Below are 26717 nucleotides of genomic sequence, written 5' to 3'. Positions count from 1 at the left end.
AGGCCCCTGTACAGAGACGGAGAGCTCGCGTGACCCGCAGCGTGTACGTGACCGGAATCGACCGCGGCGACGGCCGTCAGGTCGTCGAGCTGGGAGTCATGGAGCTCCTGACCCGGCAGGTCGACCGGGTGGGCGTGTTCCGTCCCCTCGTCCACGACGGGCCCGACCGGCTCTTCGAGCTGCTGCGTGCGCGCTACCGGCTCGCGCAGGATCCGACCACCGTCTACGGCATGGACTACCACGAGGCGTCCGCCCTCCAGGCGGAACAGGGGACGGACGAACTGGTCTCCACCCTCGTCGAGCGGTTCCACCGCGTCGCCCGCGACTACGACGTCGTCCTCGTCCTGGGAACGGACTACGCCGACACCCAGTTCCCGGACGAACTCGCCCTCAACGCGCGCCTCGCGAACGAGTTCGGCGCGTCCGTGATCCCGGTCGTCGGCGGCCGCAAGCAGCCGGTGGAGTCCGTGTTCGCGGAGACCCGCAACGCCTACCGGGCGTACGAGGTCCTCGGCTGCGACGTCCTGGCCATGGTGACCAACCGGGTGGCCCCGGACGACCGGGAGGAGATCGCCGCCCGGCTCGCGACCCGGCTGCCCGTGCCCTGTTACGTGCTGCCCGACGAGCCCGCGCTCTCCGCGCCGACCGTCGCGCAGATCAGCCACGCGCTGGGCGCGAGGGTGGTGCTCGGCGACGACTCGGGGCTCGCCCGTGACGCGCTCGACTTCGTCTTCGGCGGCGCGATGCTGCCGAACTTCCTCAACGCGCTGACCCCGGGCTGCCTGGTCGTCACCCCGGGAGACCGTGCCGACCTGGTCATCGGCTCGCTGGCCGCGCACAGCGCCGGCACCCCGCCGATCGCCGGGCTGCTGCTCACGCTCGACGAGGTGCCGAGCGCCGAGATCCTCACCCTCGCCGCGCGCCTCGCCCCCGGCACGCCCGTCGTCTCGGTGCCCGGCAACAGTTTCCTCACGGCCGAGCAGCTGTTCTCCCTCGAGGGCAAGCTGAACGCGGCCACCCCGCGCAAGGCCGAGACCGCGCTGGGGCTGTTCGAGCGGTACGTGGACACGGTCGATCTGCTCAGCCGCGTCTCCGCGCCGAGCACCGACCGCGTCACGCCGATGATGTTCGAGCACAAGCTCCTGGAGCAGGCCCGCGTCGACAAGCGGCGGGTCGTCCTTCCGGAGGGGACCGAGGAGCGTGTGCTGCACGCGGCCGAGGTGCTGCTGCGCCGGGGCGTCTGCGACCTCACGCTCCTCGGGCCCGTCGACCAGATCCGCAAGAAGGCCGCCGACCTCGGCATCGACCTCGGCGACTGCACGCTGATCGACCCGGCCACCTCCGAGCTGCGCGACTCCTTCGCCGAGAAGTACGCCCGGCTGCGGGCCCACAAGGGTGTCACGGTGGAGCTGGCGTACGACGTCGTCTCGGACGTCAACTACTTCGGCACGCTCATGGTCCAGGAGGGTCTCGCCGACGGCATGGTCTCCGGGTCGGTGCACTCCACGGCCGCCACCATCCGGCCCGCCTTCGAGATCATCAAGACCAAGCCGGACGCCGACATCGTCTCGTCCGTGTTCTTCATGTGCCTGGCCGACAAGGTCCTCGTGTACGGCGACTGCGCCGTGAACCCCGACCCGAACGCCGAGCAGCTCGCCGACATCGCCATCCAGGCGGCCGCGACCGCCGCCCAGTTCGGGGTGGAGCCGCGGATCGCGATGCTGTCGTACTCCACCGGCACGTCCGGCTCGGGCGCCGACGTCGACAAGGTGCGGGAGGCGACGAAGCTCGTCCGCGAGCGGCGCCCCGACCTGAAGATCGAGGGGCCGATCCAGTACGACGCCGCCGTGGAGCCGACCGTCGCCGCGACCAAGCTGCCGGGCTCCGAAGTCGCCGGCCAGGCAAGCGTGTTGATCTTCCCGGACCTGAACACCGGCAACAACACCTACAAGGCCGTGCAGCGTTCGGCCGGCGCGATCGCGGTCGGACCGGTGCTCCAGGGCCTGCGCAAGCCGGTCAACGACCTGTCCCGGGGCGCGCTGGTCCAGGACATCGTCAACACCGTGGCCATCACGGCGATCCAGGCCCAGACCCCGAACGAGAAGGCTCCCCAGCAGTGACCGCGACCCGTGTCCTCGTCCTCAACTCCGGCTCCTCGTCGGTGAAGTACCAGCTGCTCGACATGCGGGACAGCAGCCGGCTGGCGAACGGTCTCGTCGAGCGGATCGGCGAGCAGTCCTCCCGGCTCAAGCACACGCCCCTCGCGACCGGCGGCGACAGCCGTGAGTGGACCGGTCCGATCGCCGACCACGACGCCGCGCTGAAGGCCGTGGCGGAGGAGCTCGCGAAGGACGGCCTCGGCCTCGACTCCCCCGAACTCGCCGCCATCGGGCACCGGGTCGTGCACGGCGGCAAGCACTTCACCGAGCCGACCGTGATCGACGACGCCGTCCTCGCCGAGATCGAGCGGCTGATCCCGGTCGCCCCGCTGCACAACCCGGCCAACCTCACCGGCATCCGCACCGCGACGGCGCTGCGTCCCGACCTGCCCCAGGTCGCCGTCTTCGACACCGCGTTCCACACCACGATGCCGGAGGCGGCGGCCCGTTACGCGATCGACGTCGAGACCGCCGACGCGCACCGGGTGCGGCGCTACGGCTTTCACGGGACCTCGCACGCGTACGTCTCCCGGGCGACGGCGAAGCTGCTGGGCAAGGCACCCGAAGAGGTGAACGTCATCGTGCTGCACCTGGGCAACGGGGCGTCCGCCTCGGCCGTCGAGAGGGGCCGGTGCGTCGACACCTCGATGGGGCTGACGCCCTTGGAGGGGCTCGTGATGGGTACGCGCTCCGGGGACACGGATCCGGCCGTCATCTTCCATTTGGCGCGTGTTGGTGAAATGTCCATCGACGAAATCGACACTCTCCTCAACAAGAAGAGCGGACTGATCGGGCTGTGCGGTGACAACGACATGCGGGAGATCCGGCGCCGGATCGACGAGGGTGACGAGCGGGCGAAGCTCGCGTTCGACATCTACATTCACCGGCTGAAGAAGTACATCGGCGCCTATTACGCCGTACTCGGGCACGTGGACGCGGTCGCGTTCACCGCCGGGGTCGGGGAGAACGCGGCGGCGGTGCGGGAGGCGGCCGTGGCGGGCCTGGGTTCCCTGGGTCTGGCGGTGGACGACGAGCTGAACGCGGTGCGCGGTGACGAGCCGCGGCTGATCTCGCCCGCCGGCGCGCGGGTGGCGGTCGCCGTGGTGCCGACGGACGAGGAACTGGAGATCGCCACACAGACCTACGCACTGGTGGAAAAGACAAACTGAGCAGGAAAGCAACTGAGCACAACCCCTCTCATTTGTATCTTCCGCCAGACGGAATATTCCGTAGCGAAACAAACCGATAGGATCGCCCCATGCGCCGTTCGAAAATCGTCTGTACTCTCGGCCCCGCGGTCGACTCCCACGAAATGCTCGTGTCGCTGATCGAGGCCGGCATGAACGTGGCCCGCTTCAACTTCAGCCACGGCTCCCACGCCGAGCACCAGGGCCGCTACGACCGGGTCCGGGCCGCCGCCAAGGAGACCGGCCGGGCCATCGGTGTCCTCGCCGACCTCCAGGGCCCGAAGATCCGCCTCGAGACCTTCGCCGAGGGTCCGGTCGAGCTGGTGCGCGGTGACGAGTTCACCATCACCACCGAGGACGTCCCCGGCGACAAGACGATCTGCGGCACGACGTACAAGGGCCTGCCGGGCGACGTCTCGCGCGGCGACCAGATCCTCATCAACGACGGCAACGTCGAGCTGAAGGTCCTGGACGTCGAGGGCGCGCGGGTGAAGACCATCGTCATCGAGGGCGGTGTCATCTCCGACCACAAGGGCATCAACCTGCCCGGCACGGCCGTCAACGTGCCCGCGCTGAGCGAGAAGGACATCGAGGACCTGCGGTTCGCGCTGCGGATGGGCTGCGACCTGGTCGCGCTGTCCTTCGTCCGGGACGCCAAGGACGTCGCCGACGTCCACCGGGTCATGGACGAGGAGGGCCGTCGGGTCCCCGTCATCGCCAAGGTGGAGAAGCCGCAGGCGGTGGACAACATGGAGGACGTCGTGATGGCGTTCGACGCCGTCATGGTGGCCCGTGGCGACCTGGCCGTCGAGTACCCGCTCGAGAAGGTCCCCATGGTGCAGAAGCGCCTGATCGAGCTGTGCCGGCGCAACGCCAAGCCGGTGATCGTGGCGACCCAGATGATGGAGTCGATGATCACCAACTCCCGTCCGACCCGCGCCGAGGCCTCCGACGTGGCCAACGCGATCCTGGACGGCGCGGACGCGGTCATGCTGTCCGCCGAGTCGAGCGTGGGCGCGTACCCGATCGAGACCGTGAAGACGATGTCGAAGATCGTCACCGCGGCCGAGCAGGAGCTGCTCAGCAAGGGACTCCAGCCGCTCGTGCCGGGCAAGAAGCCGCGCACGCAGGGTGGTTCGATCGCGCGCGCCGCGTGCGAGATCTCCGACTTCCTGGGCGGCCGGGGGCTGGTGGCCTTCACCCAGTCCGGCGACACCGCCCGCCGGCTCTCGCGTTACCGCGCGTCCCAGCCGATCATCGCCTTCACCACCGACGAGGGCACCCGCAACCAGCTGACGCTCAGCTGGGGCGTCGAGTCGCACATCGTGCCGTTCGTGAACAGCACCGACGAAATGGTCGACATGGTCGACCAGCAGATCGCCAAGATCAACCGGTTCAGCCCGGGTGAGATCGTCATCATCACGGCCGGCTCGCCCCCCGGCGTGCCCGGCACCACCAACATGCTCCGTGTCCACCACCTCGGTGGCGGCGCCCGCGACTGAGCGGACCGTCCCGGCCGCCCGGTGCGGCTCGTACGGCGCTGAGGGCGCCCCCTGTGGAACAGGGGGCGCCCTCAGCGTTTGTTGCGGCTCCCGGACGGGTCTGGGGAGATCGGCCGGTACAGCTCAGCCGGTCGTGTACTGGTGCAGTCCGGGGACGGTCAGCGTGCCGCCGAGCTGGCCCGCCTGCTGGACCTTCACGTTGGTGAAGTAGATCAGCGGGATGTTCAGCGGCGGCGGGCTCTTCGGGCTGAACGTGATGGGTATCAGGCCGAACAGGTTGCCGGAGATGCTCTCCGTGTACATGATCGTGTCGCCGTCACGGATGGTGGACGTGGTGCCCTTGCCCGCCTGCACGTGGTAGGTCTTGCCGGACTGCTTGTCGTCCACCGTCTGGTGCAGGTCGCCTATGTCGGTGCCGTCGGAGATGACGTACTTCAGCACCTCCTTGACCGTGCCGTTGGCGGTCTTCACCTTGACGATGCCCTGGTAGTCGGCGCCCTTGAGGAGCAGCGAACTGGCGTTCAGGTACCAGGGGTCGTCGGGCAGCCGGATCTTGTTGTCGATCCCGCCCTCGTCGTCCGTGGCGGCGGGGCAGTCCTCGGCGTCCGTGGTGGCGCTCTCCGAGGGACTCGGCGAGGCCGTGGCGTCCTCGGCGGCCTCCTCGGTGTCCTTCGCGGTGTCCTCGGCCTCGTCGGCGGTGTCCTTGACGGTGTCCTTCGCCGTGTCGGTGACCGCGTCGGTGGCGTCCTTGGAGGTACCGGACGAGTCCTTGCCGGAGCCGGAGGAGCCGGAGCCGTCCGAGGAGCCCGAGCCGGAGTCCGACGACGAGTCGCCGGCCGGCGCCGACTCCGAGGCCGAGGCCGAGGCCGACGGAGACGGGCTCGAACCGGCCGTCGCGTCGGCGTCGTTGCCGTCGAAGAGGTCCGTGATCGCGTCGCCGATGGTCTCCAGGACGTTCTTGTCCGTCGCGGAGGCCGAGGGGCTCGCCGTCGCGGTGTCACCGGACGTCGACGACTTGTCGGGCGCGGCGGCCGCCGAGGACGCGGCGGGAGCGGGCTCGGCCGTGTCGTCGGAACCTGAATCCGACGAACCGGAGTCACCCGTGTCGCCCGAGCCGCTCGACGTGTCCTTCGAGTCGTCCGTGGACTCGTCCTTGGAGTCGTCCGCCGATTCGCTCGCGCTCGCCGAGGCGGACGGCGACGGGGAGGCCGACGCGGAGGCGTCCGCGCTCTCCAGGGCCGCCACGCAGTCCTTGTACTCGTCGATCGTGAGGCTCTTGGACGCGGGCTGGTCCTCGGCGTTGGCGAGGGTCGGCGTGAACCCCATGCCCATCAGGACCGCCGTCGGCATGGCCGCCAGGGCTATCGCCTTGCCGGCCGGCATGTGGAACCTGGTGAAGATCGGCTTCTTGGGTGCCGCGTGCCGCGGCCCGGTGGTTCTCACGCGGGCAGCGTCCACATCGCTCCCGGTGGAAACCTCGTCAGCCGGCACTGTGCCTCCCGTTCGCCCCGTTGGCCGGGCTCGTTCCTGACAGATCGTGCAGATCGTGCGGCTCGCCCGCCCCGTGGTCGTCCTTCGTGAAGGACGGCTTCCCGATGGGGGCCGGGCCCGTGCTGTACGGGTTCTCGGTGAGGTCGCCCGCGTCGGCGGGAGGCGCGGGGAACGCGCCCTCGGGAGCGCCTCCCGCGGTCGCGCCGGCTTCCGGCCCCGGAGCCTGGGCGGGCGGCGTGCCCGGTACCCAGGACACGGCCATCGCCCCGCCGATCAGCGCGAGCAGGAAGCCGATGAGGAAGCCGCCCAGGTTCGACACCGGGATGGAGACCAGACCGAGCAGGATCGCCGCGACTCCCGCGAAGACCTGTACGTGCTTCTGGAACCACAGACTGATGCCCAGAACGCCCAGCAGCACGCCGATGATCAGCGACCCCGCGCCCGCGGTGGTGGCCATCGCCAGCGTCAGGTGGCCCACCTGGAGGTGCGCGTAAGGGAAGTAGGCGATGGGGAAGCCGGCGAGGAGGACGAACAAGCCCGCCCAGAACGGCCTGGTGCCCCGCCAGGCGCGGAACTGCTGCCTCCGGCGGGTGAACTGACCGGGGGCGACAGGGGTCTCGGCGCTCATGGAAAACAGCTCCCTGGTGCGGCGTTTCTGTGGTGGTGGGTCGAAGTGCTGGTGAAGCCCCGGGCTTCGGACTGGACGGGCGGGGGCGCCACCGGCCCCCCCGCCCGTCAGAGAGTGCTTAGTAGCACTCCTTGACACCCGTCGACAGCGACATCTTCAGGCCGCTGAGCTTGAAGGTTCCGGCGGTGGTGGCCCACGCCGTCTGCTTCACGTCGGTCAGCGTGGCGGAGTCCGCCTGCTGGGCGAACCCGTACGGGTTCGCCGTGTCACCGCTCTTGAGGCCCGGACCCTTGTTGGCGTCCTTCGCGGCCACACCGATGTCGATGCCCTTGAACACGGCGTCCGCGCTCAGGTCCTCGACGTCGATGTACAGGTTCTCCGCCTCGACCGGCGTACCGCCGCCGCCGGCCTTCAGCGTGAGGCTGACGGAACCGAGCAGCGGGATGTTCGGGGTGACCACGGACTGGCACATGTTCGTGATCGAGGCGCTCTTGAACGCCGAGACGGCAACGGCGTGAGCCGTCTTCTTGCCGTCAAGGGTGTAACCCGAGTCGATCGCGCCGTACTGCGAGAAGCCCGTGCCTTCGAGCTTGTCGGCCGTCACCTTGAACGACTGACCGGACACGCTGAACGACGCGGCCAGTGCACCCTGCGCGAGGGCGACACCTATACATGCCGTAGCGGCGACGCTGGGCACCATGACCACAGCGAAGCGCTTCCATCTGGTCCCGCCACGCACCTGGGACTCCATATTTCCTCCTTCTCGGACGTACATCTCCTGATCCCGTGAGCCCCCTCGGACGGCGGCTCAGCCGGGCAGGGATGGGAGAAGTGCTACGTCCTCGGGAAGGGGAGCGCCTGTCTCGGAGGCGCGAACCGCGCACCGATCACCGGCGATCACCCCCGAGCGACAACCACTGGTCGCGCCTGACACGCATCACGCACAACCTTGCCGGACAGGCTTCACCGCAGCGAAGACCCCCCTGTCCGAGAGCCGACTCCACTGCCGTCGGCTCTGCTCGGTGGGGACCCAGGAAAACCCGTTGACCCAACCGGCTGTCGGGGTACGGGATTGGACCGAGCGTGGCCGATCGTGGTGCATTCTCGCCGCCCGCACAAGGGGGTTCGTTACTCGCTAGTAACGGCCGGATAACCGAACAACGACCCATCGGTCTCGCCCGGCAACACAGGGTGTCATCGACGCCCCGGACAAAGCTGTTGATCGCTGGACAGAATCCGACAGAACAACGCCCAAGTCTTACTTGCAGTAACAGCGGCCGCGATTACCAAGATTTGGTAAAGCGCGGCCGCAGGGGAACCACATCGGCAGAACATTCACTCCGACACCACGGGCTCTGACGTTTAGTGACTGGTCAGAACCCGGCTCCCGCCGGATCAGAACAGGGCGCGCGCCAGCGCTCGTCGGGCCGCCGCGACCCGGGGGTCGTCCGGCCCCACCACCTCGAACAGTTCGACCAGCCGCAGCCGTACGGCTTCGCGGTCGTCACCGGCCGTGCGCCGCACGGTGTCGATGAGCCGTCCGAAGGCGTCCTCGACATGACCGCCCACCAGATCCAGGTCGGCCGCGGCGATCTGCGCCTCGGCGTTCTCGGGCTTGTCGGCGGCGTCCTTGCGCACCTGCTGCGGGTCCATACCGCCCACCCGCTGGAGCAACTCGGCCTGCGCGAGCCCGAGCCCCGCCTCGCTGTTGCCCGGGTCGTCGGCGAGCACGTTGCGGTACGCCTGCACGGCACCGCCGAAGTCACCGGCGTCCAGCGCCTGTACGGCGGCCTCGAGCAGCGCGTCGTACGGCCCGACGGGCTCGGCCTCGGCCGCCTCCACGGCGCCCGGCCCGGCGTCGGCGTCGACGGTCAGACCGGTGAGCCCGAACCGCTGCTCGGCGACCTGCACCAGCTGGTCGAGGGTCTGCCGGATCTGCGCTTCGCCGGCGGCCCCCTGGAAGAGCGGCAGCGCCTGCCCGGCGACGACCGCGAAGACGGCCGGGATGCCCTGCACCCCGAACTGCTGCATCAGCATCTGGTTGGCGTCGACGTCGACCTTGGCGAGCAGGAAGCGGCCGTTGTACTCGACGGCGAGGCGCTCGAGGACGGGGCTCAGCTGCTTGCAGGGCTGGCACCACTCGGCCCAGAAGTCGATGACGACGGGCACCTCGGCGGACCGCTGAAGGACCTCCCGCTCGAAGCCCGCCTCATCGACGTCGATGACGAGATCGGCCGGGGAGACGGCCCCCGCGCCGCCCTGCCGTGCCGTTTCGGCGCGCGTCTGCTCCGCCTTCGCCTTGGCCTCCTGGGCCGCCTTCACCGCGGCGAGGTCGACGACTCCGCTCATGGACATGTTCCGTGGCTGCATGCGTCTATCCTCCCCCGTCCGCGCGCCTGCGTGAAAAGCGTTCCGAATACGTCCCGAACATCCCGAACATGAGCGCCGGGGTCCCCACCCCGCACCCTGTCGGGCCGGCGGCCCGCGCACGTCCCGCACGAGCTTTCGCTACGAGTCGTAGCGTAATGGCACCGAGTGCCTCCGCAACACCCCGCCTCGGTGATCTCCCTCACGGAAGCCCATGACAAACCGCCGGTTATGGTCGGGGAATGCAGATCCGCACCCCCGCCTGTCGTACGGGCCGGCCGCGCAGCGCCGCGGCCGACACGGCGATCCTGGCCGCGACCCGGGAGGCGCTGGTCGAGCTGGGCTGGTCCAAGCTGACGCTGGGGGACGTGGCGACGCGCGCCGGGGTCGCCAAGACGACGCTCTACCGCCGCTGGGCCGGCAAGAACGAACTGGTCGTCGACGCGGTCGCGGAACTCTTCGGCGAACTCGAACTCCCCGACCGGGGCAGCCTCGCCGCCGACATCGAGGGTGTGGTCCTGCAGTTCGCGGCGATCCTGGCCCGGCCGGAGGCCAAGAGCGGCCTGATGGCGGCCGTCGCCGAGTCCACCCGCGACGACGCCCTGCGTGAACGCATCCGCGCCTCCATCGTCGACCCGCAGAAGGACCTGGTGCTGGAGGGCCGCGCCCGCGCCCAGGCGCGCGGTGAACTCCCCCCGCAGACCGACCCGGCCGAGGCCGCCCGCACGGTCGACCTCATCTTCGACGTCGTGGCGGGTGCGGTGGTCCACCGCACCCTGGTCAGCGCGGAACCCGCGGACGCGGAGTGGGTACGCGGCTTCACCCGGGTCCTGCTCCTGGGCCTGACCGCGTCCACCGGCCCGTCCGGGGAACTCCCCGGCGAACACGTTTGAGGGCGGGGGCCGTTCGCCCCCGCCCCCGCCCCCGCCGACGCCCCTGCCGGGGCCGTCTAGAACCCCGCGGGCTCGGTGTACACCCCCCACTCGTCCCGCAGCACGTCACAGATCTCGCCCAGCGTCGCCTCGGCCCGCACCGCGTCCAGCATCGGCCCGATCATGTTGGAGCCGTCCCGAGCGGCGCCCAGCATGGCGGTGAGCGCGCCCCGCACGGCCGTCTCGTCCCGAGCGGCCTTGCGAGCGCCCAACGTCCGCACCTGCTCCCGCTCCACCTCGTGGCTGACCCGCAGGATCTCCAGGTCCCCGGTCACCGACCCGGTGTGCGCGTTGACGCCGACGACCCGCTTCTCGCCCTTCTCCACAGCCTGTTGGTACCGGAAGGCCGACTCCGCGATCTCGCCGGTGAACCAGCCGTCCTCGATCCCGCGCAGGATCCCGGAGGTGATCGGCCCGATCGGGTGCCGCCCGTCGGGGTGGGCCCGCAGCCCCCGCTCCCGGATCTGCTCGAAGATCTTCTCGGCGTCGGCCTCGATCCGGTCCGTCAGTTGCTCGACGTACCAGGAACCGCCCAGCGGGTCGGCGACGTTGGCGACGCCGGTCTCCTCCATCAGCACCTGCTGGGTGCGCAGCGCGATCTCCGCCGCCTGCTCGCTCGGCAGCGCGAGGGTCTCGTCCAGGGCGTTCGTGTGCAGCGAGTTGGTCCCGCCGAGCACCGCCGCGAGGGCCTCCACGGCCGTACGCACCACGTTGTTGTACGGCTGCTGGGCCGTCAGCGAGACCCCGGCGGTCTGCGTGTGGAAGCGCAGCCACTGCGCCTTCTCGGACTTCGCCCCGTACACGTCCCGCATCCAGCGCGCCCAGATCCTGCGCGCCGCGCGGAACTTGGCGATCTCCTCGAAGAAGTCGACGTGCGCGTCGAAGAAGAAGGACAGCCCGGGCGCGAACACGTCCACGTCGAGACCGCGGCTGAGCCCCAGCTCCACGTACCCGAAGCCGTCCGCCAGCGTGTAGGCCAGCTCCTGCGCGGCCGTCGCGCCGGCCTCACGGATGTGGTAGCCGGAGACGGACAACGGCTTGTAGGCGGGGATGCCGGCCGCGCAGTACTCCATCAGGTCGCCGATGAGACGCAGATGCGGCTCGGGCTGGAAGAGCCACTCCTTCTGGGCGATGTACTCCTTGAAGATGTCCGTCTGGAGCGTGCCGTTGAGGAGGCCCGGGTCGACGCCCTGCCGCTCGGCGGCGACGAGGTACATGCAGAAGACCGGGACGGCCGGCCCGCTGATCGTCATGGAGGTCGTGACGTCGCCCAGCGGGATGTCCTTGAACAGGACCTCCATGTCGGCCGCCGAGTCGATGGCGACCCCGCAGTGCCCGACCTCGCCCAGCGCGTGCCGGTCGTCGGAGTCGCGCCCCATCAACGTGGGCATGTCGAAGGCCACGGACAGCCCCCCGCCGCCGTTGGCCAGGATCATCTTGTAGCGCTCGTTGGTCTGCTCGGCGTTGCCGAACCCGGCGAACTGCCGGATGGTCCACGTGCGCCCCCGGTAGCCGGTCGGGTAGAGGCCGCGCGTGAAGGGGTACTCCCCGGGCCAGCCGATCCGCTCGAAGCCGTCGTACGTGTCACCGGGCCGGGGCCCGTACGCCGGCTCCACGGGGTCCCCGGAGAGCGTGGTGAAGTCGGCCTCACGCTTGCGCGAAGCGTCGTACCGGGCCTGCCAGCGACGGCGGCCCTCCTCGATGGCGTCAGCGTCCATGACCCAAATTTACTAGGACGTCCGAGTAAATGTCGATGGCTGTTAGTAGGACATCCTAGTAACTGTGCGTGTCCGAACGCGGAAACCGCCGTACACGCGCGCGTGCGGCACGGGTACGGCGGCGGGACCGGTGCGGGAACCGGCGTCGGACTCGACTCCGGAATCGGCGCCGGAACTAGGCCTTGGCGGCCACGGGAGCCTCGTCGGCGATCCGGCCCTCCAGCTCACGGCTGATCCTGCGCTCCACGAAGAAGGCGGCCGTCGGGACGGTCCCGGCGAGCAGCACCCACAGCTGCTTGCCCACCGGCCACTTCGCCTTGGAGCCCAGGTCGAAGGCGAAGACCAGATAGAGGACGTAGAGCCAGCCGTGCGCGATGGCGACGACGCGGGTGAAGTCCGCGGCCCCGTCGACGTCCAGGCCGTACTTGGCGATCATGCCCAGGCACAGCAGGACCAGCAGCACACCGGTGACATAGGCCAGGACGCGGTAGCGGGTCAGCACGCTCTTCTTCATGCCGACGAGCGTAACGACCCGTTCCGGGAGATCTTGCCCCGGGTCACCCCTGCCGGGGCCGGGTCACTCCTCGTCGAAGTCCTGCGCGGCGACCCGCAGCGGCCGGAGCATCGCGAAGATCTCGCCGCACTCCTCCGCGTCGTACACCCCGAGGCCGAAGTCCATCGCCATCAGGTCGCGGGTGGCCTCCTCGACGACCTCCCGGCCCTTGTCGGTGATGACGGCGAGGGTGCCGCGGCCGTCGTTGGGGTTGGGCCGCCGGGCGACCAGGCCGGACTTCACCAGGCGGTCGACGGTGTTCGTCACCGAGGTGGGGTGCACCTGGAGCCGCTCGCCGATCTTCGACATGGTCAGCTCGCCCTCCTTGGAGAAGGTGAGCAGCACCAGCGCCTCGAAGCGGGCGAACGTCAGGCCGTACGGCTTGACCACGGCGTCCACCTCGGCGAGCAGGATCTGGTGCGCGCGCATGATCGAGGTGATCGCGGCCATGGACGGCGTGTTCCCCCAGCGCTGCTTCCAGAGCTCGTCGGCGCGGGCGATGGGGTCGAACGGGAGACTGGGCGGTTTCGGCACGCCTCCAGACCTTACCGGCCGGTCACATCGTGGTCAGCCCCGTCTCGGCCTTCGGTCCGCCGGACCTCCAGGGCCGACAGTACGCAGCAGACCGTCCCCAGCACACCGGCGCCCGTGACCGCGGCCCGCACGCCCACCACCTCCGCGGCCACCCCGGCGAGAGCCATGCCCACCCCTTGGGAGGTCATGAGTCCGGCGGTGAGCAGGGTCATGGTCCGTCCGCGGAGCTCCTCGGGCACGTCCCGGACGATCCACTGGTCGAGCCCGAGGGTGTACGCCGACCCGGCGCCCGAGACCACCAGCAGGAGCAGCGAGACGGCGAGGCCGGGGTGCAGGGCGTAGCCGAGATAGGGCAGCAGGGTCACACAGACGAGCGGCAGCGCGATGCGCTCACGGGTGACCGGGCGCAGCCGGGAGCCCGCGTACAGCTCGCCGGCTATCGCGCCGACCGGCAGCGCGCACATCAGCAGGCCGAGGCCGGTGGGGCCGACGCCGAGGCCGTCGGCGTAGGGCGCGGACAGCGCCTCCGGGGCGACCGTGAAGGCCGGCGGCACCCAGAAGAGCAGCAACAGCGCCCGTACGCGCCGGTCGGCGAGGATCTGCCGGGCCCCCTTGAGGGAGTCCGTGACCAGGGCGCCGCCGGTCCCGGCCCGGGCCGGGCGGCGGCGGGTGCCGAGCCGCAGCAGCGCGGCGGAGGCGAGGAAGGTGCCGACGGTGACGAGCAGGGCCTGGCGCGGGGAGGCGACGGTGAGCAGCAGCCCGCCGAGTCCGAAGCCGACGAGCAGCGCGCTCTGCGCGGTGATGCGCAGCAGGGAGCGGCCGAGGACGAACAGGTCGCCGTCGCCGAGGATGTCCGCGAGGGTGGCCATCCGGGTGCCCGCGAAGACCGGCGAGACCACGGCGAGACAGCAGCGCAGGGCGAGCAGCACGGCGAGGGGCGCGCCCTGGGCCGTCATCGGCACCACGCACACCGCGCACACCAGGTCGCAGCCCACGAGCACGCGCCGGGCCGGGAAGCGGTCGGCGACCCCGGCGAGCAGGGTGCCGCCGACGACGTAGGGCAGGAAGCCGAGGGCCCAGGCCAGGGCGCTCATCAGCGGGGAGCCGGTCAGGTCGTAGACGAGGACGGACAGCGCGATCTCGGCGACGATCACGCCGAGCATGGACAGCAGATGGGCGGCGAAGACGGCCCGGAACTCACGGACGGCGAAGACGCGCAGGTAGCCGGCGGGTGGCGTCCCGGTCGCGGGTGTCGCCGGTGGCTCGGGCGTCGAGGGCGTCGAGGGCGTCGTGACTTCTGACATGACGGCAGCGTGCTCGGCGGGGCGCGCAGGCCCTAGTGTTTCGGTCACCGCCGAATGTTCGAGAGGTGAGGTCGTGCCGTCGTACCTGCACTTCGGGGAGGACGACTTCCTGCGCTGCCGCTTCGCCGTGTCCCCGCTGTGGGAGGCGCAGGAGGTCGCGCGCACCCTCAAGCGGCCCGACCGGCACGGCTACCACGCGCCCTGGCTGCGCCGGATCCGTACCGCCGCCGAAGCGATCGACCTGACCGGACTGTGGCTGCTGATGCCGCGCCGGGGGCACTCCCCCGACTGGCTGTGCCCGCCACCGGTCGGGCCCGCGGCCGGGTTCGAGGAGGAGCTCGCCGCGGTCCGGGCCGCCGACCCCGAAGCCGCCCTCGCGGACACCGCCCGCTCGCTCGCGGACACCCCCGGCGCGCTGGACTCGCCCCGGGGGCGGGCCTGGCTCACGGATCCGGAGCGGATGATCCGGGAGCTGACCGGCGTCCTGGAGGAGATCTGGCACACCCTGCTCGCACCCGACTGGCCCCGGCTGCGCGCCCTGCTGGAGGCGGATGTCGCCTTCCACTCCCGGCGGCTGGCCGAGGTGGGTCTGGGCGGGCTGCTGCCGGAGATCAACCGGCGGTGCGGCTGGCGGGCCGGGACCCTGACCGTCGACTCGAAGGGCGAGCACGAGCGGCACCTGGGCGGGCAGGGGCTGGTGCTGATGCCGAGCGTGTTCTCGTGGCCGGACGTCGTGAGCGGCTTCGACCCGCCCTGGCAGCCGACGCTGGTGTACCCGGCACGGGGCATCGGCGGCCTGTGGACCGACACTGCCGCCCGCTCCCCCGAGGCGCTCGTCCGGCTGCTGGGCCGGGGCCGGGCCGGCGTGCTCGGCGCGCTCGACGAACCGGCGACCACCTCCACCCTGGCCCACCGGCTCGGCCTCGCCCCGTCCTCGGTCTCCGCGCACCTGACGGTGCTGCGCGACTCCGGGCTGCTGGTGTCCCGGCGCTACGGCCACCAGGTGCTGTACGAGCGGACGCCGCTGGGGATGGCGCTGGTGTCGGGCGAGGCTCAGTAGAGGCTGCGCAGGCCGAGGACGTCGCCCTTGCCGAGGGTGCGGGCGTCCGTGGAGCAGGCGAAGGAGTTCGCGTACATGGTCAGGTTCTCGTGTCCGGCGCCGGAGTGGCCGAGGCCGAAGACGTGCCCGGCCTCGTGCGTGGCGACGCTGCGGATGTCGTACGCGTGCGTGCAGACGCCGGACGGGCGGTTCGTGAACGGGAAGCCACGGGTGTTGAAGCGGACGTCGGCCTCGAGCAGTTCCTCTGGTCCGTCGGGCACCGGACGGCTCCAGGAGCAGGTCGTCGCGACGGCCTCGTCGCCGATGTCGCCCGCGTCCCACACGCTCAGACCGTCCCGTTGGGTGCAGCGGGCCGCGCCGTCGATGCCGGCCTCGTTGCCGGTGCTCGACAGGAACCGGGCCTTCGCCGTGACCGTGTCGTCGTAGCCGCAGTCGTTGCGGCTGGTGGTGATGGTGGCGATGGCGTCCTCGAAGGCCCGCCGGCCCTCGTCGTGGGAGAGCCGGCCCGGCAGGGGCCCGTCGCCGATGAACCACTCGTACGTGCCGTACTCCTTGCGGCCCGCGGTGGCGTAGGCGCCGTCGGCGCAGGGGGCGGGGGCGTCGGCGCGGGCCCTGGAGGCGGCCACCGCCGCGTGGGTCGGCTCGGGGGCCGCCGCGTGGGTCGGCTCGGGGGCCGCCGCGTAGGCGTAGGAGACCGTTCCGTCGGCGGCGACCGTCAGAGTGAAACCGTGCGCCGAGCCGTCCACCGTGAGCGCGTCGACGCTGACCGTCGTGCCGGGTTCGGGCACCGCCACCCCGGCGCCCTCGTGGGTGACCACCCGGCCGACGGCGAGGCAGTCGAGGACGGACGAGCCGGCGGGCAGGTCGTCCACGGTCAGCTCGCCGCGGGCGAGTGCGCACGCGGGCGGCCGGGGCACCTCCCCCACGTGGACCACCGACAGCGATGCGGCCACCAGGAGCGCCGTGACCGCCCTGCCGACCAGTCCCGGTCCGCGCCGCCCTGCCACCGCACACTCCCCTCCCGTGCCACGCCACGGCGCGGAACCCGATCGGCCTCGGGAGACATTAGCCAGGCGGCACCGGCCGAAAACCCCCTCCGATATCACCCTTTCGAGGTATCACTCAAACGGGTGTCCGATTACCGTCCCCTCCCGCTACGCCGAGCGGTCCCCCAGATGCCGTTCCACCGTCTCCACCTTGGAGGTCAGGCCGTCCGTCACACCGGGGCGGATGTCCGCCTTCAGGACCAGCGAGACCCGCGGGGCCCGTTCCTCGACGGCGGCCACGGCGCGCCGGACGACGTCCATCACCTCGTCCCATTCGCCTTCGACGGAGGTGAACATGGCGTCGGTGCGGTTCGGGAGGCCGGACGCGCGGACGACCCGGACGGCGTCGGCGACGTAGTCGCCGACGTCCTCGCCGACGCCCAGCGGCGTGACCGAGAACGCGACGATCATGCCTTCGCCGCCGTTTCCCGGCGGGCGCGGGAGGCGATGACCGCGTCCTCGGCCTCACGGCGCAGCCTGCGCTCGGCGAAGAAGCCGCCGGTCGGCAGGACCGACAGGACGAAGTAGAGGGCCGCGGTCTTCAGGGACCACCTCGCGCGGTTCCAGGCGTCCGCCCAGAAGAGCACGTACAGGACGAACAGCAAGCCGTGGACCGCGCCCATCACGGGCACCGCGTTGAAGTCCGTGGTCCGCTTCAGCACCGAGCAGACCAGCAGCAGAAGGAAGGAAACGGCCTCGGGGGCGGAAACCAGGCGCAGGCGGCGGAGGGCGGAGGCTGTCTTCAGGTCCACGGGTCACCTTCGGGGGGAGGTACGGCGACGAACAGGTCGGTTTGTGAATGCACGCACAAGCGTTCGCCCATTGTGGCAAACGGTCCACCTAAGGGTGCGTTCAGGGTCGTTCTCCACCCCCGGGTGCTGTTCGGCGCACCCGTCCGGCCGATACCTTTCGCAGCGTGGCGATGTTTCGACTTCAAGGCAGCAAGGTGCTCGCCGTCGACGTGACCGGGGACGCCGTGAAGGCGAAGAACGGCTCGATGGTCGCGTACGACGGGCAGATGGCGTTCAAGAAGCTCAGCGGCGGCGGTGAGGGCATCCGGGGGATGGTCACCCGGCGGCTCACCGGCGAGCAGATGACCATGATGGAGGTGAGGGGGCAGGGCACGTGCTGGCTGGCCGATCGCGCCTCCGAGATCAATCTCGTGCAGCTCCAGGGGGACAAGCTCTACGTCGAGTCGAGCAACCTGCTCGCGACCGACGCCGGGCTCAGGACCGGGACGAGTTTCACGGGACTGCGCGGCGCGACCCAGGGCAACGGGCTGTTCACGACGACCGTCGAGGGCACCGGCCAGGCGGCCATCACCTCGGACGGGCCGGCCGTGGTGCTGCGGGTCAGTCCGCAGTACCCGCTCACCGTCGACCCAGGGGCCTACGTCGCGCACCAGGGCAACGTCCGGCAGACCTTCCAGTCCGGCGTGACGTTCCGCACGTTCATGGGTGAGGGCGGCGGCGAGGCCTTCCAGATCCGGTTCGAGGGGGACGGCCTGGTGTACGTCCAGCCGAGCGAGCGCAACACGATCGCGGGGGATGTGTGAGATGACCTTCCGCGAGATCAACTCCAAGATGGTCGAGGCGACGGTCGTCCCCGGCCAACGGCTCTTCAGCCAGCGCGGCGCCATGCTCGCCTACCGCGGCGAGGTGGCCTTCACCCCGAACGTCCAGGGCGGGCAGGGCGGGGTGATGTCCATGATCGGGCGGCGGCTCGCCAACGAGGACACCCCCCTGATGACGGTCGAGGGCAGCGGCACGGTCCTCTTCGGGCACGGCGGCCACCACGTCCAGGTCATCCGGCTCACCGGCGAGACCCTGTACGTCGAGGCGGACCGCCTGCTCGCCTTCGAGGGCACCCTCCAGCAGGGCACGATGTTCCTGGGCTCCCAGGGCGGGGTCATGGGCATGGTCCGCGGCCAGGTCAGCGGGCAGGGGCTGTTCACCACCACCCTCAAGGGACACGGGGCCGTCGCCGTGATGGCCCACGGCGGAGTCTTCGAGGTGCCGATCACCCCGCAGCGCCCGGTCCATGTCGACCCCCAGGCCTATGTCGCCCACCACGGCGACGTCCGCAACAAGCTGTCGACCGCGCTGGGCTGGCGGGACATGGTGGGCCGGGGCTCCGGCGAGGCGTTCCAGCTGGAGCTGAGCGGCAGCGGTGCGGTGTTCGTCCAGGCGTCGGAGGAGAAGCTGTGAGCATGTACGGGGCTCCGGGCGGCGGCCCGACGGTGCACGACCCGATGACCTTGCCGGTCGACGACAACGTGAACAGCTACACCTTCTGCGTGGAGCTCAAGGGGAGCCAGTGGTTCCTCCAGAAGGGGAAGATGATCGCCTACTACGGGTCGATCGACTTCAACGGCATCGGACACGGCCGTCTGGACCGTCTGGTCCGCACTTCGTTCCATTCGCCTCTGCACGCAAGCGACTGGGTCGTGGCGGAGGGCTCGGGCAAGATGCTCCTCGCCGACCGGGCCTTCGACGTGAATTCGTACGACCTGGACGACGGCAACCTGACCATTCGCTCGGGCAATCTGCTCGCTTTTCAGCCAACCCTGTCGCTCAAGCAGTCGATCGTGCCGGGATTTCTCACGCTGATCGGAACCGGCAAGTTCGTCGCGGCATCCAACGGTCCGGTGGTGTTCATGGAACCGCCGATCCGGGTCGATCCGCAGGCGCTCGTCGGCTGGGCCGACTGCCCCTCTCCGTGCCATCACTACGACCACGGGTACATGACCGGCCTGATGGGCGGTCTACGTGCGCTGACAGGCCTCGGAGGGGCTTCCGGGGAGGAGCACCAGTTCGAGTTCGTGGGGGCCGGGACGGTGCTGCTCCAGTCGACCGAGCTGCTCATGGCCGAGCAGGCGACGGGGGCGGTTCCGCACGAGCCGGGAGTGCCCGGCGGGGGCGGCGTACCCGGTGGGCGTGGGGGCCCCGGCGCGCAAACCGGCGCACCGCGCCTTCCCGGACAGCTGGGGGACCTCCAGCGTCGCTTCGGGCTGTGAGCGGTAGTCTGCGGAGTGTGACATCGAACGCGTGCGCACCGTCACACCACCCTCACTAGTTCGCCTTTCAACATTTTAGGTAGACTTCAATTATGGAGACCGAAACGGCCACGCGCTGGCTGACCGATGCGGAGCAGTGCGCCTGGCGCACCCACCTGGAGGTCAACAGGCTGTTGATGTACCAGCTCGAAAAGGATCTCCAACCGTTCGGCCTGACCATGAACGACTACGAGATCCTGGTGAATCTCTCCGAGTCGGAGGGCGTCCGGATGCGGATGAGCGACCTCGCGTCCGCCACTCTCCAGTCCAAGAGCCGTCTCTCGCACCAGATCACCCGCATGGAGAGCGCCAATCTGGTGCGCCGTGAGAACTGCGAGTCCGACCGCCGCGGCCTGTACGCGGTCCTGACCGAGCACGGCCTGGAGACGATGCAGAAGGTCGCTCCCCATCATGTGGAGTCCGTGCGGCGGCACTTCGTCGACCACCTCTCCCCCGATGCCACGACAGAACTGTCCAAGGCCCTGAAGCCCGTCGCGGAACACCTCCGCGGGCAGCGGGGACGCCCGTGAGGGACTCCCGGCGACCGATCGGTTCAGGCGATCGGTCCGGGTGACCTGTCCGGGTGGCCTGTCCGGGAGACCGGGTTCAGGCGATCGGCAGGCGGAGCTCGAACAGGGCTCCGCCTGTCGGCGTCCGGCGCACCGTGAGCGTGCCACCGTGCCGGACGGCCACGTCGCGGGCGATCGCCAGACCGAGGCCCGCCCCGCCGTCGTCACGGCCACGGGCGTCGTCGAGCCGTACGAACCGCTCGAAGATCCGCTCCCGGTCCGCCTCGGGCACCCCGTCCCCGTCGTCGGCGACCTCTACGACGACCTGCCCGCCCGCCCTCCGCACGGTCACGGTGACGGCCGAACGGGCATGCCGGTGCGCGTTGTCGAGCAGGTTGGCCAGCACCCGCCGCAGCTGCACCCGCGATCCGGCCACCTCCCCGGGCGCCCGCTCCCCGGGCTCCACCACCACCGTCACGTCCGGTCGTCCGGCCGCCTCCTCCCGGGCCAGCGCCGCAAGATCCACCCGCGCGCCGGCCACCGGCCCCTCCCCCGCGTCCAGCCGGGCGAGCAGCAGCAGGTCGGCGGCCAGCCGCTGGAGCCGCACGGTGTCCTCGACCGCGCCCGGCACGTCCAGCAGCCCGGGGTGCGCGACACCCACCTCGAGCTGGGTGCGCAGCGAGGCGATGGGGCTGCGCAGCTCGTGCGAGGCATCGGCGACGAACCGGCGCTGACGCTCCACGGAGGTCTCCAGCGCGGCCAGCGTCTCGTTGGTCGTGCGGGCGAGCCGGGCGACCTCGTCGTGGGTGTCCGGCTCGGGCACCCGGCGGGTCAGCTCGGCGGCGGCGGTGATCGCGGCCATCTCCCGCCGGATGTCCTCGACCGGGCGCAGCGCCCGCCGGGTGACCAGCCAGGTCACTCCCGCGACCACGGCGAGCAGCAGGGGGAAGCCGATGAGCATGACGGTGAGCGCGGTGCGCACGGCGCTCTGCTCAGCCGCCAGCGACGCGCCCGCGCACACGGTGAGCAGGCCCTTCTCCGGGTCCTCGACGTCCACGGCGGCGAAGCGGTAGTCGGCCGCGTCGCCGTCGACGGTCGCGGAGCCGTCGCCGAAGCGGGTCTCGTCGCCGATCTCGCCGGGTTCGAGCGAGTCCCGGGCGGAGTCGTCGTCGAGACCCCCGTTCCCGCAGGCCGCCGGCGAGCGACCGGGCCAGTCGCTTCTCGTCCTCCACGATCAACAGCCGCATGGCACCAGGGTCCCAAACCGAACCTGAAGCGATCTTCAGGCTGCTTCAGCGTGCCTTCAGCTCCGTTCGGGCAGCTTGGTCCGCGTCGAAGCCGAAGCAGGCCGAGAGCACACCCATCGGGAGGAACCCCATGAAGCGCAAGCTCGTCATCGCCGCCGTCGCCGCGTCCGTCGTGATCGGCGGAGGTACGACGGTCGCCTTCGCGGACGACGAGGCGCGCACCGGCGCGGCCGAGGTGCGGGCCGCGGACCCGGTGGCCGCCGACCCGGCCGAGGGGAGCACGGCGAGCTCCTCGAAGGCGACCGCCGCCGAGGTGATCGCGGCCGCGCTGCGGCACACGCCGGGCACCGCCGTCGGCGCCGACCGGGAGGACGACGGCGCCGACGCGGGCACCTGGCACGTGGAGGTCGTCCAGGCCGACGGCGTCGAGCGGACCGTCGCCGTCGCCCCCGACACCGGCAAGGTCCTCGGCGTCCACCGCCACACCGATGACGCCGACGACGCCGACGACGATGCCGACGACGCCCGTGCGGAGCTCGCCGCGCTGAAGGGCGCGGACGTGGACGCCCGCGAGGCCGCGCTGGCCGTCACCGCCAAGGGCGCGGTGACCGACGTCGACCTGGACGACGACGACCGCGCCACGGTCTGGAGCGTGGAGACCGCCAAGGCCGGCGAGTGGCAGGTCGACGTGCGCACGGGCAAGGTCACCCAGGAGCTCGACGACTGACCGACCGTCCGACCGTCCGACCCGCCGGCCGTCAGGCGAGGGGCACGAGATCGCTCGTGCCCCTCCGGGCACCTCCGGCGACGGCTACCGCCGTCATCAGCACCACCGCTCCGGTCAGCGCGAAGCAGCCTGCCACCGGCAGCCGCCCGGCCAGCGCTCCGGCGACCGCGGTACCGGCCGTGCTGCCCGCGTTGACGGCCGTGTTGACCCACGCCCCGGCCCGCACCCGGGCCTGAGGCGCGGCGATCTCGTCGGCGATGAGATACGCCGTGGTGATCGCAGGCGACACGAAGAACCCGGCGGCCGCGACGGCGACGGCCAGGGTGCCGAGCCCCGGCGCGAGTCCCGCACCGCACAGCGTCAGCCCGAGCCCCGCCGTGAGCAGCGGCAGCCGCGCCCAGGCCGAAGCCCGCCAGGTGACGGCCCCGTTGAGCAGCCCGCCGACGGCGCTGCCGGCCGACAGCGCGGCCAGTACCCAGGCGGCGCCGGCCCCGCCGGTCCCGTGCCCGTGGCGCTCGGCGAACGCCACGACCAGCAGATCGACCACGCCCAGGGCCAGCCCCACGCCGGCGATGGCGACCACCGGCCGGCCGAGTCCGCGCAGACCGCCGCCGGCCCTCCGCACGGTGGCCTTCCCCGGCTCCACCGCCCGCACGGCCGGCGACGACAGGAACCCGGCCGTCCCCCCGGCCATCAGGGCCGCCCCGACGACGATCCCCGCAGCCGGGGGTGCGAATCCGACGAGCACGCCGACCAGCAACGGCCCGGTGACGAAGAGGAGTTCCTCGGCGACCCCGTCGAGGCTGTACGCGCGTTGCAACAGGGCGCGGTCCGGGGTGAGCCTCCCCCACACCGCCCGCATGGTCGGCCCCAGCGGCGGCACACAGGCGCCGGCGGCGGCGGCCAGGGCGCCCAGCACCGGGGTCGGGGCTCCGGCCGGGCGCGCCAGGGCCAGGGTGAGCAGGACGAGCACCGCGAGGTAGGCGGCGGTCATCGGGAGGAGTGCCCGGCGTGGACCGTGCCGGTCGATGAGGGCCGCCCGGGCGGGCGACAGGAAGACGGTGGTGGCTCCGAACAGGGCCATCACGGTGCCCGCCACCGCGTACGAGCCCGCGGAACGGGTCACGGCGAGCATCAGGGACAGCGGGACGATCCCGTAAGACAGCCGTCCGGTCAGGGCGGCGGCGAAGGTACGGCGGGCGTGCGGAACGCGCAGGACGACGGCATACGAAGGCCGCACGGCAGGCGAAGCGGACATGAGGAGTTCCTCGACTCATGGCAGGAGAAAAAGGGGACGCCTGATCGCCGCGAGCGGGGCGGCCGTAGCCGCTCACCGATCACGGGCGAGGCGGGCCCTATGCCAGGAGAAGGAACATGAACGCGACCGTATCAGCGCGGTCCGGCGCCCGACGAGGGCTTTTGTGAAGAGCTCGTCGGCTCGTCCCGGGGTCCGGCGGGAGGCCGTCGCCCTCCACGGGATGTTCGGCCGGCCGGCTGTCCCGGGCCGGTCGTGGACGCGCAGACCCTGATCAGGCGGGCCCTGCCCGTGCCGGCCCTGCCTGTGTCCTCCGTCGCCTCCGGCGTCGGGCCCGTCCGTCGCGTCCCGCCGAAGGCGACGCCGGGACGCGACCGGCGCGCTGCCCGACCGCAGCGCACGACGCACACGGGGCCCACGTCCCGGTCCCGCCCCTCCCCGCGTCGGTGGCGCGTCCGCCGTGTGTCAGCCCTGGGTGAGCCCCGCCACGAGTTCGTCGGCCGCCCGGTAGGGGTCCAGTTCGCCGGCGAGGATGCGGTCGGCGAGCGTGCTCAGCCTGCGGTCGCCGTGCAGGTCCCCGATGCGTTCGCGCAGGGCCGTGACGGCGATCGTCTCGACCTCGCGGGCGGCGCGTGAGCGGCGCCGTTCGGTGAGGACGCCGTGCTCCTCCATCCACGCGCGGTGCTTCTCCAGTGCCTCGACGACCTCGTCGATGCCCTCGGCGCGGGCGGCGACCGTCTTCACGATCGGCGGGCGCCAGTCCCCGGGGCCACGGGCCTCCCCGAGGCCGAGCATGTGGTTCAGCTCGCGGGCGGTGGCGTCGGCGCCGTCCCGGTCCGCCTTGTTGACGACGTAGACGTCGCCGATCTCCAGGATCCCGGCCTTGGCGGCCTGGATGCCGTCGCCCATGCCCGGGGCCAGCAGGACGACGCTGGTGTCCGCCTGCGAGGCGATCTCGACCTCCGACTGGCCGACGCCGACCGTCTCGACCAGGATCACGTCGCAGCCTGCCGCGTCCAGTACCCGGATCGCCTGCGGGGCCGACCAGGCGAGGCCGCCCAGGTGGCCGCGGGTGGCCATCGAGCGGATGTAGACGCCGGGGTCGGAGGCGTGCTCCGACATCCGGACACGGTCGCCGAGCAGGGCGCCGCCGGAGAACGGCGAGGAGGGGTCGACGGCCAGCACCCCGACGCGTCTGCCCTGTTTGCGGTAGGCGGTGACCAGCGCGGACGTCGACGTGGACTTGCCCACGCCCGGTGAACCGGTCAGACCCACCACGTACGCGTTGCCCGTGAGCGGGGCCAGCGCCTCCATGACCTCCCTGAGCTGCGGGGACGCCCCCTCCACCAGGGAGATCAGCCGGGCCACGGCCCGTGGCCGGCCTTCCCTGGCCTGGGCGACCAGCGAGGAGACGTCCTGCATCACAGCTCCGTTCAGATCCGTTCAGGGTGAGACGTGCACGAGGGGCGCGTCGGTGCTCAGGCCTTGGGTACCCGCACGATCAGCGCGTCACCCTGACCGCCGCCGCCGCACAGCGCGGCCGCGCCCACACCGCCGCCCCGGCGCTTGAGCTCCAGGGCCAGGTGCAGGACGAGGCGGGCGCCGGACATGCCGATCGGGTGGCCGAGGGCGATCGCACCGCCGTTCACGTTCACCTTCTCCGTGGAGACGCCGAGGTCCTTCATCGACTGCACCGCCACCGCGGCGAAGGCCTCGTTGATCTCGACCAGGTCCAGGTCGGAGACCTCCAGGCCGTCCTTCTTCAGGGCGTGCAGGATGGCGTTGGAGGGCTGGGACTGGAGCGAGTTGTCCGGCCCGGCCACGTTGCCGTGGGCGCCGATCTCGGCGATCCAGGACAGGCCCAGCTGCTCGGCCTTCGCCTTGCTCATCACGACCACGGCCGCCGCGCCGTCGGAGATCTGCGAGGAGGTGCCCGCGGTGATCGTGCCGTCCCGGGTGAACGCCGGGCGGAGCTTGCCGAGGGACTCCGCGGTGGTGTCGGCGCGGATGCCCTCGTCCTTGCTGAAGACGACCGGCTCGCCCTTGCGCTGCGGGATCTCGACCGGGGTGATCTCGGCCTCGAAGATGCCGTTCTTCTGCGCGGCGGCGGCCCTCTGATGGCTCAGCGCGGCGATCTCGTCCTGCTCGGGCCGCGCGATGCCGAGCCGCGTGTTGTGCTTCTCCGTGGACTCGCCCATGGCGATGTTCTCGAAGGCGTCGGTCAGACCGTCGTACGCCATCGCGTCGAGCATCTCGATCGCGCCGTACTTGAAGCCCTCGCGGGACTTCGGCAGCAGGTGGGGGGCGTTGGTCATGGACTCCTGGCCGCCGGCCACCACGATGTCGAACTCACCCGCACGGATCAGCTGGTCGGCCAGCGCGATCGCGTCGAGGCCCGACAGACACACCTTGTTGACCGTGAGAGCCGGGACGCTCATCGGGATGCCGGCCTTGACCGCGGCCTGACGGGCCGGGATCTGCCCCGCCCCGGCCTGGAGCACCTGCCCCATGATCACGTACTGAACCTGGTCGCCACCGATCCCCGCACGGTCGAGGGCGGCCTTGATCGCGAAGCCGCCGAGGTCGGCTCCGGAGAAGGACTTCAGGGAGCCCAGCAGTCGTCCCATGGGCGTCCGCGCGCCCGCGACGATCACCGAGGTCGTGCCGTTGGAACCAGTCGAGTCAGTCATGAGCTGCGATTCCCCTTACCGGCCTGCACGGGCCGAGGAATGAACGAGGGTTTACTTCGAATGTACTGAGTGGCACTCCGTGCCGTCATCGGGCCGTCGGTGTGATCGCGCGCACGTTGCGTAACCATCGCGGCCGCGCTCCACTGACAACATGCTGACGCGAATCGACCACATCGGGATCGCCTGCCACGACCTCGACGCAACCGTCGAGTTCTACCGTTCCACGTACGGCTTCGAGGTGTTCCACTCCGAGGTCAACGAGGAGCAGGGCGTGCGCGAGGCCATGCTCAAGATCAACGATACGTCCGACGGCGGGGCCTCGTACCTGCAACTCCTGGAGCCGACACGACCGGATTCGGCCGTCGCCAAGTGGCTCGACAAGAACGGCGAGGGCGTCCACCACATCGCTTTCGGTACGGCGGACGTCGACACGGACGCCGCGGACATCAGGGACAAGGGCGTACGCGTTCTGTACGAAGAGCCTCGACGCGGCTCCATGGGGTCACGAATCACCTTCCTGCATCCAAAGGATTGCCACGGAGTACTGACAGAACTGGTCACTTCGGCGCCCGTTGAGTCACCTGAGCACTGACCCTCGTACATATGGGCCGGTAGGGTTGGGGACGGTCGCCGCTCACACCGGGGCGACCCGGTCCTGCCGTACGGCGGCGGGACGCAGCCGGGGTCCGGGTTTCGGGGGGCGAGCGTCGGGGCAGCAGCCCGTGCTCCGCCGTTGATCTGACACCATTCCCC

Annotated in this window: 25 protein-coding genes and 1 pseudogene; 11 read left to right on the top strand and 15 right to left on the bottom strand. The window is 71.0% G+C overall.

From position 1 onward, the window contains the following. Positions 1–29 precede the first annotated feature (29 nt). The 3 genes from pta to pyk all read left to right on the top strand — a co-directional run bounded on the left by pta (position 30) and on the right by pyk (position 4848). Positions 30–2120: a phosphate acetyltransferase gene (gene pta / locus QQM72_RS01285; protein WP_314218914.1), complete on the top strand. Its 2091-nt coding sequence runs from the start codon at positions 30–32 to the stop codon at positions 2118–2120. Then, a complete protein-coding gene (locus QQM72_RS01280; protein WP_314218913.1) occupies positions 2117–3328 on the top strand; it encodes an acetate kinase in 1212 nt (403 codons plus the stop codon). The genes pta and QQM72_RS01280 overlap by 4 nt, the downstream gene beginning before the upstream one ends. A gap of 89 nt (positions 3329–3417) precedes the next feature. Then, positions 3418–4848, top strand: a complete 1431-nt coding sequence (pyk, locus tag QQM72_RS01275) for a pyruvate kinase (protein WP_314218912.1) — start codon at positions 3418–3420, stop codon at positions 4846–4848. A gap of 123 nt (positions 4849–4971) precedes the next feature. Here the strand turns inward: pyk and QQM72_RS01270 are convergent, their stop codons facing one another. From QQM72_RS01270 to QQM72_RS01255, 4 genes are all read right to left on the bottom strand, one after another. Beyond that, on the bottom strand, positions 4972–6339 hold the full coding sequence (locus QQM72_RS01270; RefSeq protein WP_314218911.1) for a hypothetical protein: 1368 nt from the start codon (positions 6337–6339) through the stop codon (positions 4972–4974). Beyond that, positions 6329–6967: a DUF6114 domain-containing protein gene (locus QQM72_RS01265; protein WP_314218910.1), complete on the bottom strand. Its 639-nt coding sequence runs from the start codon at positions 6965–6967 to the stop codon at positions 6329–6331. Before QQM72_RS01265 ends, QQM72_RS01270 begins: the two co-directional genes overlap by 11 nt. A 118-nt stretch (positions 6968–7085) precedes the next feature. After that, positions 7086–7718 (bottom strand): DUF6230 family protein, encoded by a 633-nt coding sequence (locus tag QQM72_RS01260; protein ID WP_020131135.1) that lies wholly within the window; start codon positions 7716–7718, stop codon positions 7086–7088. A 644-nt stretch (positions 7719–8362) separates the two neighbouring features. Continuing rightward, on the bottom strand, positions 8363–9337 hold the full coding sequence (locus tag QQM72_RS01255) for a tetratricopeptide repeat protein (RefSeq protein WP_314218909.1): 975 nt from the start codon (positions 9335–9337) through the stop codon (positions 8363–8365). A gap of 239 nt (positions 9338–9576) precedes the next feature. Here QQM72_RS01255 and QQM72_RS01250 point away from each other — a divergent pair, with 239 nt between their 5' ends. Further along, positions 9577–10227, top strand: coding sequence for a TetR/AcrR family transcriptional regulator (locus tag QQM72_RS01250; RefSeq protein WP_314218908.1), 651 nt, complete (start codon positions 9577–9579; stop codon positions 10225–10227). A gap of 56 nt (positions 10228–10283) precedes the next feature. Here the strand turns inward: QQM72_RS01250 and QQM72_RS01245 are convergent, their stop codons facing one another. The 4 genes from QQM72_RS01245 to QQM72_RS01230 all read right to left on the bottom strand — a co-directional run bounded on the left by QQM72_RS01245 (position 10284) and on the right by QQM72_RS01230 (position 14375). Further along, positions 10284–11984 (bottom strand): acyl-CoA mutase large subunit family protein, encoded by a 1701-nt coding sequence (locus QQM72_RS01245; RefSeq protein ID WP_314218907.1) that lies wholly within the window; start codon positions 11982–11984, stop codon positions 10284–10286. A 175-nt stretch (positions 11985–12159) separates the two neighbouring features. Next, positions 12160–12498 carry a DUF3817 domain-containing protein gene (locus QQM72_RS01240; RefSeq protein WP_057603486.1) on the bottom strand — a complete coding sequence of 113 codons (339 nt, stop codon included), beginning with the start codon at positions 12496–12498 and terminating at the stop codon, positions 12160–12162. A gap of 63 nt (positions 12499–12561) precedes the next feature. After that, positions 12562–13071 carry a MarR family winged helix-turn-helix transcriptional regulator gene (locus tag QQM72_RS01235; RefSeq protein ID WP_020131140.1) on the bottom strand — a complete coding sequence of 170 codons (510 nt, stop codon included), beginning with the start codon at positions 13069–13071 and terminating at the stop codon, positions 12562–12564. Positions 13072–13082: 11 nt separating this feature from the next. Beyond that, positions 13083–14375 (bottom strand): MFS transporter, encoded by a 1293-nt coding sequence (locus QQM72_RS01230; protein ID WP_314218906.1) that lies wholly within the window; start codon positions 14373–14375, stop codon positions 13083–13085. 73 nt (positions 14376–14448) lie between these two features. On the opposite strand from QQM72_RS01230, the gene QQM72_RS01225 reads away from it, so the two are divergent. Next, positions 14449–15435: an ArsR/SmtB family transcription factor gene (locus QQM72_RS01225; RefSeq protein WP_314218905.1), complete on the top strand. Its 987-nt coding sequence runs from the start codon at positions 14449–14451 to the stop codon at positions 15433–15435. On the opposite strand, the gene QQM72_RS01220 is transcribed toward QQM72_RS01225, so the two are convergent. The 3 genes from QQM72_RS01220 to QQM72_RS01210 form a co-directional block, all read right to left on the bottom strand. Continuing rightward, on the bottom strand, positions 15429–16442 hold the full coding sequence (locus QQM72_RS01220) for a matrixin family metalloprotease (RefSeq protein WP_314218904.1): 1014 nt from the start codon (positions 16440–16442) through the stop codon (positions 15429–15431). The two genes, QQM72_RS01225 and QQM72_RS01220, sit on opposite strands and share 7 nt — an antisense overlap. Positions 16443–16589: 147 nt before the next feature. After that, positions 16590–16892 carry an MTH1187 family thiamine-binding protein gene (locus tag QQM72_RS01215; protein WP_314218903.1) on the bottom strand — a complete coding sequence of 101 codons (303 nt, stop codon included), beginning with the start codon at positions 16890–16892 and terminating at the stop codon, positions 16590–16592. After that, on the bottom strand, positions 16889–17233 hold the full coding sequence (locus QQM72_RS01210; protein WP_314218902.1) for a DUF3817 domain-containing protein: 345 nt from the start codon (positions 17231–17233) through the stop codon (positions 16889–16891). The genes QQM72_RS01215 and QQM72_RS01210 overlap by 4 nt, the downstream gene beginning before the upstream one ends. A 170-nt stretch (positions 17234–17403) precedes the next feature. On the opposite strand from QQM72_RS01210, the gene QQM72_RS01205 reads away from it, so the two are divergent. The 4 genes from QQM72_RS01205 (at position 17404) to QQM72_RS01190 (ending at position 20066) form a co-directional block, all read left to right on the top strand. Then, positions 17404–18036 carry an AIM24 family protein gene (locus QQM72_RS01205; RefSeq protein ID WP_037736072.1) on the top strand — a complete coding sequence of 211 codons (633 nt, stop codon included), beginning with the start codon at positions 17404–17406 and terminating at the stop codon, positions 18034–18036. A 1-nt stretch (position 18037) separates the two neighbouring features. Beyond that, a complete protein-coding gene (locus QQM72_RS01200; RefSeq protein WP_314219155.1) occupies positions 18038–18688 on the top strand; it encodes an AIM24 family protein in 651 nt (216 codons plus the stop codon). Between the two features lie 2 nt (positions 18689–18690). Then, on the top strand, positions 18691–19497 hold the full coding sequence (locus QQM72_RS01195) for an AIM24 family protein (RefSeq protein WP_108222053.1): 807 nt from the start codon (positions 18691–18693) through the stop codon (positions 19495–19497). A gap of 92 nt (positions 19498–19589) precedes the next feature. After that, positions 19590–20066 carry a MarR family winged helix-turn-helix transcriptional regulator gene (locus QQM72_RS01190; protein ID WP_314218901.1) on the top strand — a complete coding sequence of 159 codons (477 nt, stop codon included), beginning with the start codon at positions 19590–19592 and terminating at the stop codon, positions 20064–20066. Between the two features lie 76 nt (positions 20067–20142). Here the strand turns inward: QQM72_RS01190 and QQM72_RS01185 are convergent. Beyond that, positions 20143–21192: pseudogene (locus QQM72_RS01185) on the bottom strand (sensor histidine kinase); the annotation flags it as partial. Between the two features lie 230 nt (positions 21193–21422). On the opposite strand from QQM72_RS01185, the gene QQM72_RS01180 reads away from it, so the two are divergent. After that, a complete protein-coding gene (locus tag QQM72_RS01180) occupies positions 21423–22019 on the top strand; it encodes a PepSY domain-containing protein (RefSeq protein ID WP_314218900.1) in 597 nt (198 codons plus the stop codon). A 31-nt stretch (positions 22020–22050) separates the two neighbouring features. On the opposite strand, the gene QQM72_RS01175 is transcribed toward QQM72_RS01180, so the two are convergent. The 3 genes from QQM72_RS01175 to QQM72_RS01165 form a co-directional block, all read right to left on the bottom strand. Then, the gene (locus QQM72_RS01175; RefSeq protein ID WP_314218899.1) at positions 22051–23277 is read right to left on the bottom strand and encodes an MFS transporter; all 1227 of its coding nucleotides are present in this window, start codon (positions 23275–23277) and stop codon (positions 22051–22053) included. A gap of 462 nt (positions 23278–23739) precedes the next feature. Continuing rightward, positions 23740–24696 carry a methylmalonyl Co-A mutase-associated GTPase MeaB gene (gene meaB, locus QQM72_RS01170; protein ID WP_314218898.1) on the bottom strand — a complete coding sequence of 319 codons (957 nt, stop codon included), beginning with the start codon at positions 24694–24696 and terminating at the stop codon, positions 23740–23742. Between the two features lie 56 nt (positions 24697–24752). Then, positions 24753–25964 carry an acetyl-CoA C-acetyltransferase gene (locus tag QQM72_RS01165; RefSeq protein WP_314218897.1) on the bottom strand — a complete coding sequence of 404 codons (1212 nt, stop codon included), beginning with the start codon at positions 25962–25964 and terminating at the stop codon, positions 24753–24755. Between the two features lie 151 nt (positions 25965–26115). Between QQM72_RS01165 and mce the strand changes: the two genes are divergently transcribed. Continuing rightward, positions 26116–26556 (top strand): methylmalonyl-CoA epimerase, encoded by a 441-nt coding sequence (gene mce, locus QQM72_RS01160; protein ID WP_314218896.1) that lies wholly within the window; start codon positions 26116–26118, stop codon positions 26554–26556. The last annotated feature ends 161 nt before the right edge of the window (positions 26557–26717 follow it).

The sequence above is a fragment of the Streptomyces zaehneri genome (genome assembly GCF_032248645.1).
Lineage (GTDB): Bacteria > Actinomycetota > Actinomycetes > Streptomycetales > Streptomycetaceae > Streptomyces > Streptomyces coriariae.
The sequence above is the reverse complement of the archived record's forward strand: the minus strand, read 5'-3'. Positions and strand labels throughout refer to the sequence as shown.

Excerpts from the sequence above, each read along its gene's own strand:
- QQM72_RS01255 (WP_314218909.1), bottom strand. The coding sequence starts at position 9,337 with ATGCAGCCACGGAACATGTCCATGAGCGGAGTCGTCGACCTCGCCGCG.
- QQM72_RS01180 (WP_314218900.1), top strand. The coding sequence starts at position 21,423 with ATGAAGCGCAAGCTCGTCATCGCCGCCGTCGCCGCGTCCGTCGTGATC.
- QQM72_RS01240 (WP_057603486.1), bottom strand. The coding sequence starts at position 12,498 with ATGAAGAAGAGCGTGCTGACCCGCTACCGCGTCCTGGCCTATGTCACC.
- QQM72_RS01250 (WP_314218908.1), top strand. The coding sequence starts at position 9,577 with ATGCAGATCCGCACCCCCGCCTGTCGTACGGGCCGGCCGCGCAGCGCC.
- mce (WP_314218896.1), top strand. The coding sequence starts at position 26,116 with ATGCTGACGCGAATCGACCACATCGGGATCGCCTGCCACGACCTCGAC.
- meaB (WP_314218898.1), bottom strand. The coding sequence starts at position 24,696 with ATGCAGGACGTCTCCTCGCTGGTCGCCCAGGCCAGGGAAGGCCGGCCA.
- QQM72_RS01215 (WP_314218903.1), bottom strand. The coding sequence starts at position 16,892 with ATGATCGTCGCGTTCTCGGTCACGCCGCTGGGCGTCGGCGAGGACGTC.
- QQM72_RS01260 (WP_020131135.1), bottom strand. The coding sequence starts at position 7,718 with ATGGAGTCCCAGGTGCGTGGCGGGACCAGATGGAAGCGCTTCGCTGTG.
- QQM72_RS01190 (WP_314218901.1), top strand. The coding sequence starts at position 19,590 with ATGGAGACCGAAACGGCCACGCGCTGGCTGACCGATGCGGAGCAGTGC.
- QQM72_RS01205 (WP_037736072.1), top strand. The coding sequence starts at position 17,404 with ATGTTTCGACTTCAAGGCAGCAAGGTGCTCGCCGTCGACGTGACCGGG.
- QQM72_RS01165 (WP_314218897.1), bottom strand. The coding sequence starts at position 25,964 with ATGACTGACTCGACTGGTTCCAACGGCACGACCTCGGTGATCGTCGCG.
- QQM72_RS01195 (WP_108222053.1), top strand. The coding sequence starts at position 18,691 with ATGTACGGGGCTCCGGGCGGCGGCCCGACGGTGCACGACCCGATGACC.
- pyk (WP_314218912.1), top strand. The coding sequence starts at position 3,418 with ATGCGCCGTTCGAAAATCGTCTGTACTCTCGGCCCCGCGGTCGACTCC.
- QQM72_RS01245 (WP_314218907.1), bottom strand. The coding sequence starts at position 11,984 with ATGGACGCTGACGCCATCGAGGAGGGCCGCCGTCGCTGGCAGGCCCGG.
- QQM72_RS01230 (WP_314218906.1), bottom strand. The coding sequence starts at position 14,375 with ATGTCAGAAGTCACGACGCCCTCGACGCCCTCGACGCCCGAGCCACCG.
- QQM72_RS01175 (WP_314218899.1), bottom strand. The coding sequence starts at position 23,277 with ATGTCCGCTTCGCCTGCCGTGCGGCCTTCGTATGCCGTCGTCCTGCGC.
- QQM72_RS01200 (WP_314219155.1), top strand. The coding sequence starts at position 18,038 with ATGACCTTCCGCGAGATCAACTCCAAGATGGTCGAGGCGACGGTCGTC.
- QQM72_RS01265 (WP_314218910.1), bottom strand. The coding sequence starts at position 6,967 with ATGAGCGCCGAGACCCCTGTCGCCCCCGGTCAGTTCACCCGCCGGAGG.